This is a genomic window from Dinghuibacter silviterrae (assembly GCF_004366355.1).
GTDB classification, from domain to species: domain Bacteria; phylum Bacteroidota; class Bacteroidia; order Chitinophagales; family Chitinophagaceae; genus Dinghuibacter; species Dinghuibacter silviterrae.
The window spans coordinates 2,824,891-2,843,303 of sequence record NZ_SODV01000001.1; the positions used below are offsets into that span (position 1 = coordinate 2,824,891).

Sequence of the window (18,413 nt, forward strand, 5' to 3'; positions counted from 1 at the left end):
TTGAGCGGGCCATAAGGTCTACGGCTCGATGTCCGAAATCATCCCCGGCCCTGTCGGACGCCATCCCAGCCATTCCTGGGTCAAGGCACTCGACGCCGGCATATCGATCCCCATAAACGCCGCCAAAAAACCAAAGTGCTCACCCGCCTGCTCCGGAGACAAGGACACCACCGGCAGGTCCAACCGGCGGCCGATCGCTTCGGCGATGGCTTTGAGCGGCACGCCCTCTTCGCCCACCGCATGATACCGCGCACCGGCCAACCCTTTTTCCAACGCCAGGTGATAAACCCGCGCGGCATCAAACCGGTAGGCCGCCGGCCAGCGGTTCAGCCCTTCACCGATGTATGCCGACACCCCTTTTTGACGGGCGATGTCAATGGCAAGGGAGACGAGCCCATGCTTGTCCCGGTCATGCACCTGCGGAAGACGCACCACCGACACCGGGACCCCCTGCGCCGCCACCACGTCCGCCGTCGCTTCCGACACACGGGGTACGTGCGCGAAACTGGGGTGGGGGGCTTCCATTTCCGTCCTGGGCCCGCCCGAAACGCCCATACCCGTTCCCGAGGTAACAATCAACGGACCACGGCCGCTGCCCAGCCCCTCGCCCAAGGCCAGGATGGCGCGCCGGTCGACCTCGCAATTCTCCGCAAACTTTGAGAAATCATGGATAAAGCCTAAATGAATGACCGCATCCGCGCCCGCGGCGCCGCTGCGCAAGCTTTCCAAATCTTCCAGCGCCCCGCGATGCGCTTCCGCGCCCACCGCTGCCAATGCGTCCACCGCCGCTTCCGTACGAGCCAATCCAAGAACCTGGTGACCCGACTTGATCAGGTCCGGGACAAGGGCCGATCCGATAAATCCAGTTGCACCTGTAATAAAGACACGCATATTTTTTTATACAAAATTGAGCCGTCGGGAGACTTGAAAACAAGGACATTTGACTCAAATTTCTAAAATCCCGACCGTTTTGCCCGGCTCCTTCGTCTATAGACAAACAAACAAAATGCAACCTCTAAAAGACAAAGTAGCCGTCGTATTTGCCGCCTCCGGAGACATAGCGGGCGCCGTGGCGCGATCGTTTTCCGATCAAGGGGCAAAGGTCTATGTTACCGCCCGGAACCTGGATGCCGTAAAAGCGTTGGCGCGCGAGCTCAAAGCGGAAGCCGCCAGGGTGGACGCCATGAAGGAGACCGAAATCGACCACTTCCTACAAAAGGTTGTCGCGGACAACGGCAAATTGGACGTCGTATTCAATGGTATCGGCGTGAGCTACAACGACATGGGCGGCCGTCCACCCACCACCCAAGCGACTTTCGAGCAGTTTATGAGCCCCATGGAAAAACTTTGCGGTTCACAGTTCCTTACGTCCAGGGTAGCGGCAAGGTACATGATGGAAACCGGTTCCGAGGGGACCATCCTGCTGCTCACGGCGGCGCTGTCCAGAAGCAAAATCCCCAACCTGGCAGGCATCACCGCCGCCAGTGCCGCCATTGAAGGGATGACCAGGGTGATGGCCGCGGAATTTGGGGGTAACGGTATAAAGGTGATCTGTATTTGTTCCGGCGCCTTGATGGAGACGAAGCGGATTTCCGGATGGATAGAGTCCGTTGCAAACCAATACGGAATACCGGTGGAGCAAATCGTGTCACAATACAAAGCCTTTGACATATTAAAGACGGTGCCTACACTGAAGCAACTCGGCGACACCGCCGCCTTTCTTGCTTCCGAGACAGGGGTGGCCTTCAACAGTCATATTGTTGACGTGGATTGTGGTAAGTTGAATATCTTGTGATCCATGGATATCAACGATTTCCAAACCCTTTTCGCCGAGTTTCAAAACCCGTTAAAGTCATACCTGTATCGTCTGGTGACCGACCGGAATGACGTGGAGGACCTGACGCACGACACGTTTATCCGGGCATTTTCCAAGATATCCACCTTTAACCAGGAATCTTCCCTAAAAACCTGGGTGTTCAAAATAGCGACCAACCTCGCGTATGATCATTTACGGCGACAAAAAAGATGGCAGGCCGACGCCCAGGACCGGGCGGCGGACCTCGCCATCGGTTCCGAGGAAATCCGGCAGGTATTTTGGATGGTCCACCATACATCGCCTTACGGGGCGTACGAAATGAAGGAGCATATCGACTACTGTTTTACTTGTATATCAAAAACCTTACCCATCGAAAACCAGGTCGCCCTGATCTTAAAAGACATTTACGATTTTCAAGTCAGGGAAATTGGCCTTATCCTGGGGAAAACGGAAGGCGTCATCAAGCACCTGCTAAACGACGCCAGGAGCACGATGACGGATATATTTGAGCACAGGTGCGCGCTCATCAACAAAAATGGCGTCTGTCACCAATGCAGCCACATCAACGAAATATTCAACCCCAAACAGGACCAGCAGGAGGAGCTCATGAAGCTGGACCTTGTAAAGGGTTCGAAAAAATACAACCGGGAGGAGCTGTATGCCTTGCGGACCATGCTGGTAAAAGCGATCGATCCCCTGCATGCGTCGGGGACCGATTTTCACGAGGAGATTATGAAGTGTCTTAGAACGGCGATTGGGGAGAAAAAGGATTTTTTTGCGGAGGAATAGGCTTTGCAAACTTTTTCGAGCCCGCCACACAAAGAATCACCCCCACGGTCACGCCCACCATCCCCAGGCTCACCTTTTCGTGAAGCAACGTCGCCGCCAACCCCAATCCAAAGAAGGGTTGTAACAGTTGCAACTGGCCGACCGTTGCCGTCCCGCCTTGTGCAAGCCCCCGATACCAGAATATAAAACCGATAAACATGCTGAACAGCGAGACATAGCTCAGGCCAATCCAGCCGGCCGCGTGAATTTGAACAAAGGAGGCCGGGGGTAAAAAGAAAACAAGCGGGACCATGACCGGCAACGACAACACCAATGCCCAGGAAATCACCTGCCAACCACCCAGCGTCTTTGAGAGTCTGGCGCCCTCCGCATAGCCCAGCCCGCAAAGAAGGATCGCCAGCAGCATGAGTCCATCCCCCACAGGTGATCCTTTTATGCCTTGCGCGACAGCAAAGCCAACGACCAGGAGGCTTCCCACCAGGGAGAATATCCAGAATACCGGCCGGGGGCGCTCTCCTCCGCGAATCACCCCGAATAGGGCGGTGACAAGCGGCAATATGCCTACAAAAACGATGGAGTGCGCGGAGGTGACATATTGCAAGGCCAACCCCGATAAAAGGGGATAACCCACCACTACACCCAACCCGACGATCGACAGGGGGAAAATCTGTTCCCGCGCCGGTCGTTTTTCCTTAAAGACAAAAAGGACAAAAAGCGCCAGCAGACCGGCAATGGTGGCCCGCGCCGCCGTTAGAAACAAGGGGCTGAAGTCCAGAATGGCCACCCTTGTGGCGGGTAGTGAACCACTGAATATCACTACCCCGATAAAACCATACATCCAACCACTTGTCGTTTTTGCGCTCATTTTTTTTGCACAAAAATAAAAGCGCAGAACATAAAGACACAGTCTCAGTTTTATATATTTGCATGGATACAGTTTATTATGCCCAGGAATTTTTTATACCATGAAATAGCCGGCAGGATCGCCGCTCAGATCAGAAATGGGACCCTGAAAGCCGGCGACAGGCTGCCCTCGGTGAGGATGTTATGCCAGGAACATGGCATCGGTATGAATACGGCAAAGCGGATATTTTTGGAGCTGGAGGCCCAGTCATTGATCGAATCCAAACCCCAATCGGGCTATTTTGTACATAAACTGCTGTATCTAAAATTACCGCTTCCCGAGGTAAGCCGCCCTTCTCCGACAGCTCATTGCAAGGAGCCAGACGGACTTATCAGCAGGGTCTACGCCAATATGGGCAACGAGAAGCTCACCCTGTTCTCCATCGGCGCACCATCCGGAGACCTGCTGCCCTTCCCAAAATTGAAAAAGGAACTCGTTTTGGCCACCCGGGCGCTTAAGGAAGGCGGAACGGCGTATGAACCGCTACCCGGCAATACAAAATTGAGAAGGATGATGGCGGCCCGCTCCCTGGCCTGGGGCGGCCATCTCACGGAAGACGACCTGGTGACGACCAGCGGCGGCATGAACGCGCTGTCTTTTTGCCTGATGGCATTAGGCAAGCCCGGCGATACGGTTGCCATAGAAAGTCCGTGCTATCCGGGCATTTTGCAACTGGCCGTAAGTCTGGGTCTAAAAGTGCTGGAGCTGCCGACGCATCCGACGACAGGGATAGAAATAGATGCCTTAATGAAAGCCATTCCAAAGATTGATATCTGCTTATTGGTCCCCAACTTCAATACCCCCTTGGGCAGTTGTATGCCGGAAGAGCACAAGAAGGCGGTTGTGACGCTGCTGGCAAAGCACGGCATACCACTGATAGAGGACGATGTATATGGCGACCTCTATTTTGGTGGGCAACGTCCACCCTGTTGCAAATCGTTTGACGAGACAGGCACCGTGCTATGGTGTAGTTCCGTTTCCAAAACCCTGGCGCCGGGCTATCGCGTCGGCTGGGTAGCCCCCGGCAAATACAAAGCGCAAATACTAAAGCTAAAGCTGGTGCACGCCTTGTCCTCCACCTCCGTTGTCCAGGAAGCCGTGGGGAATTTCCTAAGTACCGGCAGGTATGACCATCACCTCCGTCGTCTTCGGGCAACCCTCCAAAGCAACTACCAAAACTATGTCCACACGATAGCGGAATACTTCCCCGATGGGACAAAGACGAGCCGGCCACAAGGCGGCCTTGCCCTATGGGTTGAATTTCCCAAAAGGATCGATACCACCGAATTGTATGACTTCGCCATCAGGCAACGCATCAGCATTGCCCCCGGGCGCATGTTCACGCTTCAACACCAGTTTGAGCACTGCATGCGGCTTTGTATCGGGTTGCCCTGGTCCGAAGACATAAGATTCAAATTGAAAAAGCTGGGGAACCTCGCGAAAATGATGTGATCCGGCATAGACTTTGTGCGTTTTTCGAATACACCTGCTCGCCCCGCCACATCAAACTTTTCATCCAAAAAAACGCATCTATGAAACGCACTACTGTGGTTTCCCTGGCCTTGCTATGCCTGGGAGCGATGATTCCTGCTTGTATCAAGGTAACGACACCAGGAGGGGGTTCTTCGGACAAACAAGACCTCCAAATGATGTTGACGGACGATCCCCCGCCCACGCCCCCGGACTCCGTTCTGATCGATGCCATGGCCAGCATCACCGCCGTAAACGTGGACATAGAATCCATGTCCATAATGATGTGGTCGGACACCGATCACTGGGAACCCCTGGACATCATGCCCGGGGTATATAACCTCTTGAACCTCAGGAACGGCATGGATACCGCGTTGGGCACAACGCACCTCAAAAAGGGACAGGTTAAAGCGATCAAGGTGGTCTTCGGGAACCAAAGCTCCGTGACCGCAAACGGCATCAATGTTCAACTGGGTTTACTGTTTGCACCCACGGTGGTCGTCCCCGTGACCAATGATACGATACAGTTGGGCGACACCCCCCTCCAGCTATGGATGGACATCGACGCCGGGCGTTCGATCGTCGAGCTCGCGCAGGGGAACTTCGGACTCAAACCCTTTATCCGCCTGTTCACCACCAACAGCGCCAGTATAAAAGGGATCGTCATGCCCCACGCGTCCGCGCCCCTCGTCGGCGTCATCAGCGGCAGCGATACGCTGGTGGCCCTGCCTTCCTTCACCGGGGATTCCGGTATGTGGGAAATACGCGGGATAAAAACGGCTACGGTAAACGTCTTCTTCCACGCGACAGCTTCAAGCTACCACGATACGGCGTTGCTCGATGTTCCCGTGGTGCGCGGGACGATCACCGATGTAGGGAGTGTCGAGTTGAAGCAATAGCACGGGAAACCATAATGATGCAAAATGGCTCTAAACTTGGGAAAAACCCTAGTTTGAGCCATTTTGCATATCTATACCTGCAATTCGGCAATTAAACCGTACTTTCGTAGGTAACATTGAGTTTAGCAAAAGAAGTAATTGTCAAGTCCCCTCTACTTTTTATCGCCCTTCTCAGTTGGTCTCTAACATTTTAAACTTTTTAAGCATGACTCTTTATGTCTCCAACCTGGCTTTCCAGGTAACGGATCGTGATCTTCAATCTCTTTTTACGCCTTTTGGCGCCGTTAACTCCATTAACATTATTATGGATAAAGCTACGGGAAGGTCCCGCGGGTTTGCTTTTGTGGAAATACCGGACGCCGCCGGCGAAAACGCCATCCGCGAGCTTCAAGGTGTTGATTTGCAAGGCCGGCCGCTATCCATTGCCCCTGCAAAGCCGAAAAGGGATGAATCCGATGGTGGGTTCCAACCCAACCGTAACCGGAACAGGTTTTAGTGGTACTCTTCGCTTCTCTTAAAAGCTTCGAACGCCAGGCGTACCTGTTGGAGAATTTCCTCGGGGAAGTCGTTGAACTGGAGCTTTTCAAAGGAAATGCTGGAGGGTGTAAAACGAGACAGGCTTTGATGGTGATTGTGCATGTAATCGCGCGTTTCCGAAGGCCATCTCGGCTCGTGCTGTTGGAAAAACGACATGAACTTTTCCTCGACTTTATCGAGGTTCTTTTTCAGCAGGTCCATGCCCGTTGCTTGTATACTCATATCGACGAAGGTATGCTTTATATTCAATTACCAATACATCAATGACCGTACAACAGATCGAAAAGTTTATAGCGTTGCATCCAAAAGGAGCATCTGGATCCGTGACCATATCCTTTAAAACAAGAAAAAATGTCCAGGGTGTTTTCATTCAAACCCCCGACTACGAGGAATTGAAGAAAAAGAACTTTTGGCGGATCGTCATGTCCCCGAACCTGGATGACTATATCCGTACGAAAAGCCTTAGCCACGCCAGGATATTCAATGGCCTGGAATTCTCGAAGCTGTCGATACCATAGATCATGCTGTATTCGAAGGACGATCTTACGCACAAGGACTATGAATGGGAAAAGCCGCCCGGTAAGGTCGTTTACAGCGGAAGCCCTACCCGGCGTGCTTTTGACCCCTTCAACGGCGAGCAAGTACTTTTCGTCATCAATACTTTCTGCACATCGATTACCGGGATCACCATTGCGGAGGTTGAAAAAATTGAATCCCTTCTGCGGGATAAGTTGCCGCTGGGGCCCAGGAGTGAGATATCGGTGGTGCGGTGGTTGGAGTTGATCTACGAGTAGCCAAACAATAAAATGAGTATCGTACGACAAACAGGCGGCATGATCCGCAACACGTTTATCAATGGCATTATTTTTCTAATCCCACTGGTCGCACTTGGCTGGGTTTTTAGCGGCGCTATCGGAGGTATCGCAGGCGCCATGAGCAGTACCCAAAGCAACCCCTGGGTACAATCGCACGGCGGTTTGTTGTTGTTGCTGCCGATGGTGGTTTTGGGATTCGTTGCTTTTGTCTTTGCCTTGGGCATCCTGGTCCATATTACGGTACTTCAACGTGCCAAGAACTGGCTGGAGCAACAAGTACTGGATATGATGCCGGGGTACGATTTCCTAAAGTCAATGATGGAGGAAAAACTGCACGTAAAGGAGAAGAAGGGCGCCCCCGTGCTGGTGCAATGGTCTTCCTCGCAGCAGTTAGGCATATTGGTGGAGGAAAAAGAAGGGCGCGCCGTGGTGTTTTTCCCCACCAGTACCATCATGGGCGGTGGCGCGGTACACGTTGTACGCGTCGAGCAGATTACAAGACTTTCCTTTTCACTTACAGAGCTGGATAATATATTGATCCGGTCGGGCGGGGGATTGCTGGGGGAAGCCTAAAGGCCGCCCCCAGCGTTCCCGATCCCGTCTAGAAATTATTAGGATTAAAAGATCCCTGGGCATAAGGATCTACAATCTTTGTCGATTCCACGCCACCCGGGATAATCACAAACCTGTATTGCAAGCTCAACGGGATCTCTATACTCCCCGAGTTATCCGAGGTAAAACGGGTGATCAGGATATTCCCCACTTCCGGAATGAAGGCAAGCGTACTGTTGACGCTTCCGGCACTGGCGATATAGGGCAAGACCTCTTCACCCCCTCCAAACTGAAGATACACCTGTATGCTCGCGGTGCTCAGGTCCGCCAGGCTAAGGGCGTTTGCAGGGAAATCGACCACCCACAGATTGGATTCGTCAATCATCGTATCCCTGGCATTGGTGGCATAACCCCATGCGGAGTATATCACGTTGGCCGTACCGGTAGCGCCCTTCAGGACAATCCCCGTCCCCCAGCCGGAGGCCGTTTTGGGGCCGTACAACACATAATTGGTGGCGTCCAGGTAGTAGTCGCCGGTGGTTCCGGTAGCTGCGGGCGGCGCCCCGCTTCCGGAATATATCTGGCTTCCGGCTTTGCCGGTGGCGCCCGTCGCACCTGTGGCTCCGGTAGCGCCGGTGGCTCCCGTAGCCCCGGTAGCACCGGTGGCGCCTGTGGCTCCCGCCAGTGAAATACCCGTTCCCCAGCCGGAGGCTGTTTTGGGGCCATATAAAACGTCCGAAGTGACATCCAGGTAGTAGTCCCCGTTGTTTCCGGTACTGGCGGAAGGAGTCGTCGACCCGCTATAGATCTGGCTGCCATTCGAGCCGGCAGGGCCTACGGGGCCAGCGGCACCGGTGGCGCCGGTGGCTCCCTGGGGGCCCGCAGGTCCGGTTTTGGTGCAGGAGGAGACTCCCCAAATGGCCACTGCAAGCAGTATCGTGAAGAGCCCTGTTGTTGAATGTTTCATTGCGCATGTTTGTTAAAGGCATGAAGGTAGAAGAAGGGCTACGGACAACCACAAGTAATACTACGTAATCGGAATGCGCAGTAATACGGGAAATGGCGCTAGTGCACATTCCTAATGGGACTGAACGGCCCATATTTGTGTTGCATCGCACTAAAGGTATCCGCATACGGCCCGAAGGGTTGGTCGACCGGTTTTCGCGCGATGTCTGGCCAGTCTTTCGGAAAGACCTTTTCGGGTCGCGGCTGGCTGTTGATGAACGCAGCCACATCCCATGCCTGTTCGTCCGTGAGGAGAGGGGCGTCGTGGGAGCCACCGTAAGGCATGTTGTCTTTTACCAGGCCGGCCAGACGGCTGATGCGGTAGAGTCCTGCACCGGTGGTATAGCTATAGGCTCCCCATAAAGGAGGGTACCGGTAGCTGGCGCTGTCGGGATTGAGCGTCCCCTGGCCATCCGCGCCGTGACATCGCTGACAGAGCTGTTGATAAACCAGGCGGCCTTTTTCCGGATCGGCTGCCCTGTCAAGGAAGGGAATATCCCTGATGCCTGCACCCGCGGGCTTTGTTCCTTTGGGCACATCCTGCCCCAGCCACCGGAGGTAGGCGGAGATGGCTTTCATCTCAAGGCTATTGGTATCCAGTGGACGGCCATTGAGGCTTCTTTCGAGACAGTCGTTTACCCGGCGGTGGATATTTTCCACTGATCCGCTGCGGTCGCGAAATTTTGGGTAAGTGGCGTATACGGCGCTGTAATTGTTGCCCCATGCTTTTGTCCCTGCGTCGAGGTGACAGTTCTGACAGTTCATGCCATTGGTGAGGACGGCCTTTGTTCCTTTTGGACCAAGGTAATAGGCAGTATTGGCGATAAGATCCCGGCCATAGCGGATGAGCCTGCCTTCCTCCGTAGCTGGTATCCGGGCCGTATCAGGCGCCTTCCAGTCAAGACCTCCGTTCCCATGCGGCTTGCAGGAACAGGCGATGACTACGAGACCCCACCCGCATAACCTAGCCGGCGAAAACATAGGAACATCCGTGTTCCTGGGCGCGACCTACCGCCCAAACGCCGGAAGGCATGGGCTGGACCCCCGGCAACAGCCCGGACATCCAGTCCTTTTTTACCTCGGCCGGGTCGCCGCTTCCTGCCAGGGCTGCGCTGTATACGGTCATGGCGACATCGCAGACACAGAACATGACCCCGCTGTTTTGCAACTGGTCGATACCGATATCCACGGGGCCGAGACCGGGAACGGTGAAATCCCCATGCATGGGTTTCCAGAAGGGGTTGCGGGTGGAGGGGGCTTTTGTTTTCGGGTCGTTGTACTTGAATACCTCCCCGAATTTGTATTTTTCCCAGATCCGATCCTCGAACGCAAAGGGAATGCCTTCGTGACGGAGTACGACGACGACGTTGTTCTCTTTCTCGGGCGTACCGGTCGCCATGTTGGTCATGAGGAAGACCCTTGACCACGCGAACGGAAATAACTCGTTGGGGTGTGGGACGTCCAATACGATCCGGTGCTTGCCTTTGAGCTGGCTGAACCAGGTGTCGGCATCGCCAGCCCGGGCGGGTGTGGCATTCAGATGAAGCGGAACATTCAATGTAGCCAGGGCGGCCGTGCCTACGGCTATGTTCCCAAGGAAGCTGCGACGGGTTGTGGTGGACATGATGACCAGTGTTTTCCATAAAAATAGGTTCGTCCCCAAAAGCCGTCAATGGCATGAAGATGCCGCTTACAGGATGTTCCCGCGGAGCGCTTTTGATACGGCTTCCCGGCCGCAGTTGACGTGTAGTTTGGAATAGATGTTCCGGATATGTCCCCTTACCGTGTCGAGGCTGATATGACAATGGACGGCAATCATTTTATAGCTGTAGCCTTTTATAAGATACTTCAGTACTTCTTTTTCGCGGTCCGAAAGCCTGTACGCTGTGTGTGGGGGGCGGAAGGACTGCAATACCTTCCTGGCGATGACGGGAGAAAGGGGCGCGCCGCCATGCAGCATATTCTCGATGGCTTCCAGCAGGTAGACAAAAGAAGAGTTCTTCAGGATATACCCGTTGGCCCCGCCACAAAGGCATTGGAACAAGCGGTCCTCGTCCTCGAATACCGTATACATGAGGATAAAGGTTTCCGGCCGTTGCTCTTTTATGATGCGAAGGCCTTCAATGCCATCCACACCCGGCATATCAAGGTCCATGATCACGATGTCGGGCTGGTGTTGCCGGATGACGTCGGCAGCCCCGGCGCAGTTCTCATAACCGCCGCATACGATATACCCTTCCACACCGCTTAACAGTACCGTCAGCGATTCGCGGAGCGGAGAATTGTCTTCGAAGATGGCAATGCTTGTGGGCATATCAGACTTTAAAATAAAACCCGAAGGTCGGGCTGTCAATAGCATATTCATGTCAGCGTTGTGTTCAGGACAACGGTCGTGCCATGCTGGGGCAAGGACCTGATCTCAAGTTTCCAACGATGTTGCCGCGCCCGTTCCTGCATATTCCTAAGGCCGTTGCCCGCAGCGGCAACGCAGGTGTCGAATCCATTGCCGTCGTCCGAGATCTTCATGAGCAGGGTTTTCCCCGAAAGGTAGAACTGAACGATGGCTTTTGTGGCTTTGGAGTGTCGTACCATATTGTGGATAGCTTCCTTGAAAATGAGGTAAACGTCGCGGCGTTGTTTCATGTTCAGCCGGAGTTTTTCCACTTCCGGGACGATCTCGGCCTGAAGCTCGATGTTGTTTGCTTCCAGTAAGTGAGCGGCATATTGTATCATACGGGGCACCGCCTCGCCCAGCGTGTCGATGTTTGGGTTGATGCTCCAGACGATTTCCCGCATAGCTTCCGATACCCGTTGACTGTCCTCGTAGATACGTTCCAAAATGTGGCTTACCGTCCCTTCACCCTGCAACTGCCGCTGGGCCAACAGGCTACTCAGGCTGATGTTGGTGAGACCCGCGCCGACCTCGTCGTGAAGGTTCCGTGAGATTTCGCCGCGGATCTGAAGGGTTTGGTTGACCTGTTTTTGACGGTAGCGGTAAAGGGCGCCGACCCCTATGGCAAAAACCAGGAGGAGCAAGGCATAGAAGCCGGTGGTTTGTGTAAAGCGGGGGGCGATGCGAAAGCTGACAGCGGCGATGGGTCCATTTACAGTGGCGTGCACCTGGAAAGTGTAGCGGCCTGGGGGAAGCCGGCTGAAGTTGATCTGACGCTGCCTGCCCACCATGATCCAAGCCGTGTCCGCGCCGACGAGGCGATACGCATAATTGGTCGAGGGCCCGTCCAGGAGGTCAACCGCGGCGTATTGGATCGTGACATTGTTTTGCCGGGCGTTAAAGGCCGTGATAAAGGTGTTTTTCCTCGCCGGGTGATCCAGGATAGCGCCTGGATTGAAAAAGAAACAGGCGCCATGGCCGCCGGAATACAGGCGTCTATCCCGGGAATCATAAAAAAAATCCGACGTAGGGTAAGGAACCGGCAGGCCATCCTTTGTCGTGTAATTGGTAAAGGTCTTTGTACACGGATCGAAACAGGCGAGGCCCCCTTCCGTGACGAGCCAGAGTCTTTTACGTTCGTCTTCGCGGATGTCCGATATATGACAGTTCACAAGCCCTTGTTCGTGGCCATAATAGCAAAGGTGATGGTTGCGGAGGTTGTATTTCAGCAGGCCGCAGGTGATGTCGCCGATCCAAAGAATGGAATCGGACGGGCAACAAATGCCTTTTAAGGGCCCCACCTTTTTCCAACCGCCGACGGTTTCAAATTGCCGGCTCCTTCGATGCCAGCGGACGAGCAGGTTGCTGGCATCGTTGGTAAACCATAGATCTCCCTGCGGATCTTCGGCTATGTCGGTGGGGTATCTTAGCGGGTAGCCGCTGGGAGAATTACCCGGGTACCAGTCAAAGCGGTGCGTGGACCGTTCATAAGTGCAGAGACCTTTACCTTTTCCCAGCCCCATCCACAGGAGACCGTGGCTGTCCAGGAACTGGGTGGTAATGGCAACGGTGTCGAGTATGCGCGGTTTGCCCCGGTATGCCGAAAGCCGGCCGCTTTTTCCCGTCCTCGTGGAATACCAGAACAGGCCGATCTGGGTGCCGAGAAAGAGCGTGTCCTTGCCCTGCCTGCTCGAATTCCAGATGAAGTTCGCCCAAATGTCATTCCCCGTGTGCGTCAGCCGGTGTTGTCGCTGGCGGCCCGAGGGCAGATCCATCTCGAAGAACCCATCCCCATAAGTGAAGACCCACAGGGTGGAATCCAGCCGGTTACAGGAGGTCACTTCATAACGGACCGGCCGCCCGGTTTGACGGTCGATCAGCGGCGTACCGGTAAAGTATTGGTGACCGGCCGAGATTTTTTGCAGACCTTCTCTTGTCGTGGCCAGCCACCAACTGCCCTGAAGATCGCAAAGGGCCGTCTTATATTCACTGTCCTCAAAAAGCAGCGGCGACAGGGACATCGTCTCTCCCCGGTGCAGCGACAGGATTAAAAAACCAAAATTGTGCAACAACAGTAAAACCCGCCCGGCATCGAGTGCTACGGCCTGCTGCGCCCACGAAATGTAAGGGTATTTATTATAAGGGAAAAAGCAACTGCTTTCCTCCCTGCCGTGCTCATCCAAGAGCAGCAGGCTATCCTTGCCCTTTGGAATGGAAAGAAGGTGTCTGTCCCCTATTTTAAAAAGCCGGCCGGCAGCCGTGGGTAGAAAGGCCGGCGGCCGTTGGTAGTGAATAAGCCGATCAGCCGTGGCCGAATACATCGCCCACCCGTCATGGAGGTATAGTAAAACGTCGCCATCGGAAAGGGGAAGCATTTTTTCTACAAAACTCAGCCTTTCCCTGGCCGCCGTCATAGCCGTGAAGCTGGAGGAAAGTATTTTTTTTAGCCGGTGTTGCGGGGTAAAGATATAAATGCAGTTCTTCGAGGCCGCCCAACAGTTACCCCGGGCATCGACCGCCAACGCAATGATCGTATTGTTGTAGTCATCCAGGGAAGGTTGATGATGGGAATAGAAATTTTGAAAAACGCCCGTAGCCGTGTTGTAGAAACTCAGGCCTGCCTGCGTGCCAATGGCGAGGCCATTGCCCGGAAGTTTGAGCAGACAATTGATATAACTATGCGGCAGCGTGTTCGTATAGTGCACGATTTCCGTTCCATCGTAGCGATTGAGGCCGTCAGGCGTACCTATCCAAAGGAAACCGTTGTCGTCCTGGGCGAGTGCCGTGATGACGTTGCTGCTCAAGCCTTCCGCGGTGGTGAGTTTTTCCACAAAATGAGGAATGTCCTGTGCGCCGGTAGTGGTGGAGGAGATAAGCAAGACAAGTGCTATGACAATGCACTTCCTCATGCCTGTAAAGATAGAAAATAAGGGTAAATTAGTACAATGAAAAAGACCATTTTACTCCTCACCGTACTATGTATCGCGGGTGTCACCGCCTGCCAGGCCCAAACCAACCCCCTCGACGTTCAACGAAAGGTGATCGATTCACTGGATAAAAAACTCATCGAAATATTAGGCGCCAGGGAACGCGCGGTAACGGTGATCGGCCTCTATAAAGCCCAACACAACATCCCCCCGCTGCAGCCGGCCCGCTTTCAGCAGGTCCTGCAAAAAAGCATTGAGGCCGGGGCAAAAGAAGGGCTGTCGGCCGGTTTTATCACTCAGTTGATGAATGCTATTCATGAAGAGAGTTTGCGGATTGAGGATAGTTTGAAAAGGGGAAGGAGCGTTGGCGGGATTTAAACTCGAACTTTTTTGTAGGAGAATTTCTAAAAATGCGCGCCTTTATCAGGGCATGATAAAATAGGACTATTTTCAACCCTATGAAATGGTTTCTATTCATGTTACTCATCCCCGCCTTTGGACACGCGGCGCTCGGGCAGACTTGCCATTGTCCAACCGTTCAGGACCTGGCCCATCAAGGCGCGCCGGAAAAGATGTTTTATTTAAGCAATGGCAAACAGATCGGGCTTTGCGGGGACGTCGAAAAGGTCGATCGCGACACCGTCTATTCCGAGGTCATATTATATCACTGCGGAGACGAAGGTTTTTTTCGCGGCTGGGACGGTATCAAGACCTGTACAATCCATCAGGACAAAGATACGATCATGGTGCGGCACCTCGTCACCCTCCCCATTGGGAAAAACATGGAATTTATTTCCACTTCCTTTAGGATCGAGCGATATTATTACAAGGGATCAAAATTCGTTGTCCGTTCGGATTATCGTAACGACTTAACGAAATTTACCTCGTCCCAGATACAAGATGTGCTTGACCAATACAACAAATTGACACCCGGCGATGATAATGCTCTCCTCCTGGTAGCGCGTGGGCTTTTTTGGGCGTATATATCCGGGAGTGCTGAAGCCGGTGGCTACCTAAACTCATTCGATCAAAAATTTGGTCCGTTTGCCGAATCAAAAAGGGAGGAATTTGACGAAGTACATGGCCTCTATTGGTCTTGGAAAATGGATCATTTGATGGGTCAAGGGGGGCAGCGTGAACTTGCTGTGCCTTAGAAGCGGCTAACGTGTTTAGCGAAGAGGAGAGGACAAGTTTCGAACCTATTTCTAATTTTGCTATTGAAAATCAGCAACATAAATATTTAATTTCACTTATTTCTTTGCGGTATGTTGTTTTAAAACAACATTATTTTACTAATTTTGTTGTTTTAAAACAACACTTTATGGAGCCACTTTTGGCGTTTCAAGATGTATTGCTGGGCAGCGTGGAGAACCGGTTTAGCCGGGAAAGTGTAGCCAAGATCCGGTGGAATGACAAGATGATTGGGATCCGGGGCCCCAGGGGGGCAGGTAAGACGACGCTTATTTTACAAAGGCTGAAATTTGGATTGGGGGATCAGCGGGAAAAAGGATTGTACGTTACAGCCGATCATACTTGGTTTTATACGCACAGTCTCCTGGATACAGCTATGGATTGGTGGAAACAGGGGGGGCGTGTCTTGTTTATCGATGAAGTCCACAAATATCCGCATTGGTCGAGGGAGCTGAAGAACATATATGATGGCTTACCAGGGATGAAAGTCATTTTCTCAGCTTCTTCCGCACTGGATATTTACCGGGGCGAAGCAGATCTCAGCAGGCGGGTTGTTTCCTATTCGCTACCGGGATTGTCCTTCCGGGAGTACCTGCAGTTTACGGAGCGGGGTACTTTCCCTGCCATGAGCCTCGATGACATTCGTGCACATCATCGTGAGGTTAGCCGGTCGGTGCTTGAAAAAGTACAACCACTACCTGACTTCAGACACTACCTGCGCCAAGGGTACCTCCCGATATTTACCGAAGGGGAAGAAAGCTACCTGCCGCGGCTGGAACAGGTGATTAATACGACGCTGGAGGCTGATCTCGCCACGCTGGCCTCTTATAATGCCGGTACTGCCGCAAGGGTAAAGAAGCTGCTCGGTGTCATCGCCGAGTCGGCGCCCTTCAAGCCCAATATCTCTGCGCTGGCAGATAAAATGGGGCTTCATCGGGACAAGATTTACGAATTTATCTATCAGTTGGAGGATGCGCGCCTCTTAAACCTGCTTTCGGCTGAGGGCAAGGGGGTTTCCCGGCTTCAAAAACCGGAGAAAATATATTTAGAGAATACCAACCTGGCTTATGCCATGCAGGCTTCTCCCGATATGGGCAATCTTCGTGAGACCTTCTTAATGGGGCAATTGGTCAATGCTGGACTTAGCGTTACAGCGCCGACTCAGGGGGATTTTAAGGTGGGTGACCTTTTCATTGAGGTTGGTGGGAAATCTAAGAATGCGGGGCAGGTTAAGGGCGAAGCTTCTTACCTGGTGGCGGCGGATGATATTGAGATGGGGGTTGGGAGTAAGGTGCCGTTATGGATGTTTGGGTTTTTGTATTAAGATTTAACCCAGTCCTATCAAATAAGACGAGAGGTGTATCCATGATGAGGTATCACTTTCGTCAATAATTTTATCGACATAAATCAAATCGTAAATCTTGTCGATAAATGCCGGAATTGCTTTGTTAGCAAATACATCAATCGATAAATCGGAGCATTCGAATCCCATGAATGACAGGTTTTCTAAAATTTCCTTTCTGTCCAATTTGACAGGGCTTTTTAATAATAAATTGTCCAATTCTGAATCGGAAAGCCAGATGCTGAATGCGATTTTCCCTCCGCGTCGCTGAAGTATATCGATTTTAATGTTCCCTACATATTTTTTTGGTTGCTCTTTACGTCCACTGCAATCAATGTAGTTGACTAAATCAGTTTCTTCGATCAGCTTATCAGGGCTTATGCTCAACTTTAATAACTCCTTAAATGATTGTACTAATAGTGAGAAATCATTCGTGACGACGTATAGATTTGCGGTAAAAAGAAGTCTTGCTTTTCTTTGAAATTCATTTTCTATGTCTTTGCTAGCAATCAATATCTTTTTTAATTCTAGGATCTTTTTTTTATTGCTCGTCGTATTTGCCGAGTCACTTAGCAATAAATATTGATTATACAAGTCATGCACACGGGGGATCCTTATTTCTATCGGCGGCTCAAGCGATTTTTGGATTCTAAATTGAGCATCTTCCAAGGCTAATGCAATCTCATCATCAGTTTCCATGATATGAAGATTCGGCTCTAAACCAATTGCCAGTGAGGGAGGTGTATCATCGAAGTGAAATGATTTATTCTCTTTTTGGGCGTCAGCTTTAGAACTTTCCAGTTCTGGTAGTAATTGTCCATCAAAGAATCTTAGTAGAATATCGGGATGATCCTTTCGCAACCTTTCCTCCAATTCGCCGCCGCTCCAAATTTCTATATGTTTTATCCCGGATTCATGTGCATAATTGCTTATGTTGTTCCTGGTCGTGGCACTCACGCTGCCTCCAGAAACAACAATAAAGGAATCGGGAATATGACCGTGTTCAACCAATTTATCAATGTCTTTTTTAATTTTGTCTGCAGGAAGTTTTCTATGATTTGCGCATTGGTAACAATAGTTTTTCTCTTTATAAGTACCCCAGATATCTCTGCCGTTTTCGTTACCAGATTCGCCCAGCCAAAATAAATCTTCCCAGGTTCTAAGCCGATTAACATAAGCAAAGACTAATCTTTCGAAGTTTATGCTTTCTAAATCTTCAAAGTGTATGCGATGAACAGTTGTCGCTGCCTTAACCTGTCTGATAGGAGTTGATGGAGTAGCTGGCACATTGGTTTCTAGCTTTTTAAATACGAACAACAATGGATTAGATGGAAGAATTTCGATGAGTTCATAGACAACAATTTTATCCATCGTCATGTAAACTTTCTTGTTATTCTGGTAGTTACTGAAGTAAGAATAATAAGAATCAATCACTTGATGAAAGCTATCATCGACGTCGTGTCGACCTAGATATCCCTCTAAAGTGTTTTCACCTTTTTTTATGAGTTGGAAATACAAATAGGGGCTGTAGGTTGGTTGAAAAGGAATATGCTGATTTGTCAATAGATCCACTTCATGAGGTTCGACGAACCAGCAGATGATTGTGTTTTTATGGTTAGCCATAACAAATTTGGAGTTTGGAAAAATGCAAATTAACTAGTGTTGGTTGTAATACAAGGAAAAGGTGAGGTTGACCATGCATGGTTTGTTCGCATTTGCTGAGAGAGGGATTAGCTCCGCGCCTTCGGCGCTACGGTGATCCCCGAAGGGGTCC

The 18,413-nt window shown here is 51.8% G+C and carries 20 protein-coding genes; 11 read left to right on the top strand and 9 right to left on the bottom strand.

From position 1 onward, the window contains the following. Positions 1–18: 18 nt before the first annotated feature. Positions 19–891 carry an SDR family oxidoreductase gene (locus tag EDB95_RS12240; RefSeq protein ID WP_133993978.1) on the bottom strand — a complete coding sequence of 291 codons (873 nt, stop codon included), beginning with the start codon at positions 889–891 and terminating at the stop codon, positions 19–21. 115 nt (positions 892–1,006) lie between these two features. Here EDB95_RS12240 and EDB95_RS12245 point away from each other — a divergent pair, with 115 nt between their 5' ends. After that, positions 1,007–1,795 carry an SDR family NAD(P)-dependent oxidoreductase gene (locus EDB95_RS12245; RefSeq protein ID WP_133993980.1) on the top strand — a complete coding sequence of 263 codons (789 nt, stop codon included), beginning with the start codon at positions 1,007–1,009 and terminating at the stop codon, positions 1,793–1,795. Positions 1,796–1,798: 3 nt separating this feature from the next. Next, positions 1,799–2,605, top strand: coding sequence for an RNA polymerase sigma factor (locus tag EDB95_RS12250; RefSeq protein WP_133993983.1), 807 nt, complete (start codon positions 1,799–1,801; stop codon positions 2,603–2,605). Here the strand turns inward: EDB95_RS12250 and EDB95_RS12255 are convergent. Further along, complete coding sequence (locus EDB95_RS12255; RefSeq protein WP_133993985.1) at positions 2,559–3,470, bottom strand: DMT family transporter; 912 nt, start codon at positions 3,468–3,470, stop codon at positions 2,559–2,561. The two genes, EDB95_RS12250 and EDB95_RS12255, sit on opposite strands and share 47 nt — an antisense overlap. A 78-nt stretch (positions 3,471–3,548) precedes the next feature. On the opposite strand from EDB95_RS12255, the gene EDB95_RS12260 reads away from it, so the two are divergent. The 3 genes from EDB95_RS12260 to EDB95_RS12270 all read left to right on the top strand — a co-directional run bounded on the left by EDB95_RS12260 (position 3,549) and on the right by EDB95_RS12270 (position 6,374). Further along, positions 3,549–4,961 (top strand): aminotransferase-like domain-containing protein, encoded by a 1,413-nt coding sequence (locus tag EDB95_RS12260; protein ID WP_133993987.1) that lies wholly within the window; start codon positions 3,549–3,551, stop codon positions 4,959–4,961. A gap of 80 nt (positions 4,962–5,041) precedes the next feature. Further along, positions 5,042–5,878, top strand: a complete 837-nt coding sequence (locus EDB95_RS12265) for a DUF4382 domain-containing protein (protein ID WP_133993988.1) — start codon at positions 5,042–5,044, stop codon at positions 5,876–5,878. A gap of 205 nt (positions 5,879–6,083) precedes the next feature. Beyond that, entirely contained in the window at positions 6,084–6,374 is a 291-nt protein-coding gene (locus tag EDB95_RS12270; protein ID WP_133993990.1) for an RNA recognition motif domain-containing protein, read from the top strand. Here EDB95_RS12270 and EDB95_RS12275 read toward each other — a convergent pair. After that, positions 6,371–6,637, bottom strand: coding sequence for a hypothetical protein (locus tag EDB95_RS12275; RefSeq protein ID WP_133993992.1), 267 nt, complete (start codon positions 6,635–6,637; stop codon positions 6,371–6,373). The genes EDB95_RS12270 and EDB95_RS12275 overlap by 4 nt on opposite strands. Positions 6,638–6,678: 41 nt before the next feature. On the opposite strand from EDB95_RS12275, the gene EDB95_RS12280 reads away from it, so the two are divergent. From EDB95_RS12280 to EDB95_RS12290, 3 genes are read left to right on the top strand one after another with little or no spacing between them, the layout of a single operon-like run. Beyond that, positions 6,679–6,933, top strand: a complete 255-nt coding sequence (locus tag EDB95_RS12280; RefSeq protein ID WP_211352095.1) for a short-chain dehydrogenase — start codon at positions 6,679–6,681, stop codon at positions 6,931–6,933. A 3-nt stretch (positions 6,934–6,936) separates the two neighbouring features. After that, complete coding sequence (locus EDB95_RS12285; RefSeq protein WP_133993994.1) at positions 6,937–7,209, top strand: hypothetical protein; 273 nt, start codon at positions 6,937–6,939, stop codon at positions 7,207–7,209. Between the two features lie 12 nt (positions 7,210–7,221). Beyond that, a complete protein-coding gene (locus tag EDB95_RS12290; protein WP_133993996.1) occupies positions 7,222–7,803 on the top strand; it encodes a DUF502 domain-containing protein in 582 nt (193 codons plus the stop codon). A gap of 28 nt (positions 7,804–7,831) precedes the next feature. Here the strand turns inward: EDB95_RS12290 and EDB95_RS27290 are convergent, their stop codons facing one another. From EDB95_RS27290 to EDB95_RS12320, 5 genes are all read right to left on the bottom strand, one after another. After that, on the bottom strand, positions 7,832–8,749 hold the full coding sequence (locus tag EDB95_RS27290) for a hypothetical protein (RefSeq protein WP_162852430.1): 918 nt from the start codon (positions 8,747–8,749) through the stop codon (positions 7,832–7,834). A 98-nt stretch (positions 8,750–8,847) separates the two neighbouring features. Next, positions 8,848–9,768 carry a c-type cytochrome gene (locus EDB95_RS12305; protein ID WP_133994002.1) on the bottom strand — a complete coding sequence of 307 codons (921 nt, stop codon included), beginning with the start codon at positions 9,766–9,768 and terminating at the stop codon, positions 8,848–8,850. Continuing rightward, positions 9,752–10,411, bottom strand: a complete 660-nt coding sequence (locus EDB95_RS12310) for a twin-arginine translocation signal domain-containing protein (RefSeq protein ID WP_133994005.1) — start codon at positions 10,409–10,411, stop codon at positions 9,752–9,754. The genes EDB95_RS12305 and EDB95_RS12310 overlap by 17 nt, the downstream gene beginning before the upstream one ends. A 66-nt stretch (positions 10,412–10,477) precedes the next feature. Continuing rightward, positions 10,478–11,101, bottom strand: a complete 624-nt coding sequence (locus EDB95_RS12315) for a response regulator (RefSeq protein ID WP_133994006.1) — start codon at positions 11,099–11,101, stop codon at positions 10,478–10,480. 47 nt (positions 11,102–11,148) lie between these two features. After that, positions 11,149–14,088: a ligand-binding sensor domain-containing protein gene (locus EDB95_RS12320; protein ID WP_133994008.1), complete on the bottom strand. Its 2,940-nt coding sequence runs from the start codon at positions 14,086–14,088 to the stop codon at positions 11,149–11,151. A 36-nt stretch (positions 14,089–14,124) separates the two neighbouring features. Between EDB95_RS12320 and EDB95_RS12325 the strand changes: the two genes are divergently transcribed. The 3 genes from EDB95_RS12325 to EDB95_RS12335 all read left to right on the top strand — a co-directional run bounded on the left by EDB95_RS12325 (position 14,125) and on the right by EDB95_RS12335 (position 16,621). Beyond that, entirely contained in the window at positions 14,125–14,484 is a 360-nt protein-coding gene (locus EDB95_RS12325; RefSeq protein WP_133994011.1) for a chorismate mutase, read from the top strand. An 80-nt stretch (positions 14,485–14,564) separates the two neighbouring features. Further along, positions 14,565–15,260, top strand: coding sequence for a hypothetical protein (locus tag EDB95_RS12330; protein ID WP_133994013.1), 696 nt, complete (start codon positions 14,565–14,567; stop codon positions 15,258–15,260). Between the two features lie 11 nt (positions 15,261–15,271). Further along, complete coding sequence (locus EDB95_RS12335; RefSeq protein WP_211352096.1) at positions 15,272–16,621, top strand: ATP-binding protein; 1,350 nt, start codon at positions 15,272–15,274, stop codon at positions 16,619–16,621. Positions 16,622–16,624: 3 nt separating this feature from the next. On the opposite strand, the gene EDB95_RS12340 is transcribed toward EDB95_RS12335, so the two are convergent. Further along, positions 16,625–18,262 (bottom strand): hypothetical protein, encoded by a 1,638-nt coding sequence (locus EDB95_RS12340; protein ID WP_133994015.1) that lies wholly within the window; start codon positions 18,260–18,262, stop codon positions 16,625–16,627. Between the last annotated feature and the right edge of the window lie 151 nt (positions 18,263–18,413).

What these genes read in the sequence shown, in the direction of transcription:
- EDB95_RS12310 (WP_133994005.1), bottom strand. Translation starts at nt 10,411, where the DNA reads ATGTCCACCACAACCCGTCGCAGCTTCCTTGGGAACATAGCCGTAGGC.
- EDB95_RS12305 (WP_133994002.1), bottom strand. Translation starts at nt 9,768, where the DNA reads ATGTTTTCGCCGGCTAGGTTATGCGGGTGGGGTCTCGTAGTCATCGCC.
- EDB95_RS12330 (WP_133994013.1), top strand. Translation starts at nt 14,565, where the DNA reads ATGAAATGGTTTCTATTCATGTTACTCATCCCCGCCTTTGGACACGCG.
- EDB95_RS12240 (WP_133993978.1), bottom strand. Translation starts at nt 891, where the DNA reads ATGCGTGTCTTTATTACAGGTGCAACTGGATTTATCGGATCGGCCCTT.
- EDB95_RS12260 (WP_133993987.1), top strand. Translation starts at nt 3,549, where the DNA reads ATGCCCAGGAATTTTTTATACCATGAAATAGCCGGCAGGATCGCCGCT.
- EDB95_RS12255 (WP_133993985.1), bottom strand. Translation starts at nt 3,470, where the DNA reads ATGAGCGCAAAAACGACAAGTGGTTGGATGTATGGTTTTATCGGGGTA.
- EDB95_RS12280 (WP_211352095.1), top strand. Translation starts at nt 6,679, where the DNA reads ATGACCGTACAACAGATCGAAAAGTTTATAGCGTTGCATCCAAAAGGA.
- EDB95_RS12245 (WP_133993980.1), top strand. Translation starts at nt 1,007, where the DNA reads ATGCAACCTCTAAAAGACAAAGTAGCCGTCGTATTTGCCGCCTCCGGA.
- EDB95_RS12275 (WP_133993992.1), bottom strand. Translation starts at nt 6,637, where the DNA reads ATGAGTATACAAGCAACGGGCATGGACCTGCTGAAAAAGAACCTCGAT.
- EDB95_RS12320 (WP_133994008.1), bottom strand. Translation starts at nt 14,088, where the DNA reads ATGAGGAAGTGCATTGTCATAGCACTTGTCTTGCTTATCTCCTCCACC.
- EDB95_RS27290 (WP_162852430.1), bottom strand. Translation starts at nt 8,749, where the DNA reads ATGAAACATTCAACAACAGGGCTCTTCACGATACTGCTTGCAGTGGCC.
- EDB95_RS12270 (WP_133993990.1), top strand. Translation starts at nt 6,084, where the DNA reads ATGACTCTTTATGTCTCCAACCTGGCTTTCCAGGTAACGGATCGTGAT.
- EDB95_RS12285 (WP_133993994.1), top strand. Translation starts at nt 6,937, where the DNA reads ATGCTGTATTCGAAGGACGATCTTACGCACAAGGACTATGAATGGGAA.
- EDB95_RS12340 (WP_133994015.1), bottom strand. Translation starts at nt 18,262, where the DNA reads ATGGCTAACCATAAAAACACAATCATCTGCTGGTTCGTCGAACCTCAT.
- EDB95_RS12290 (WP_133993996.1), top strand. Translation starts at nt 7,222, where the DNA reads ATGAGTATCGTACGACAAACAGGCGGCATGATCCGCAACACGTTTATC.
- EDB95_RS12265 (WP_133993988.1), top strand. Translation starts at nt 5,042, where the DNA reads ATGAAACGCACTACTGTGGTTTCCCTGGCCTTGCTATGCCTGGGAGCG.
- EDB95_RS12315 (WP_133994006.1), bottom strand. Translation starts at nt 11,101, where the DNA reads ATGCCCACAAGCATTGCCATCTTCGAAGACAATTCTCCGCTCCGCGAA.
- EDB95_RS12325 (WP_133994011.1), top strand. Translation starts at nt 14,125, where the DNA reads ATGAAAAAGACCATTTTACTCCTCACCGTACTATGTATCGCGGGTGTC.
- EDB95_RS12250 (WP_133993983.1), top strand. Translation starts at nt 1,799, where the DNA reads ATGGATATCAACGATTTCCAAACCCTTTTCGCCGAGTTTCAAAACCCG.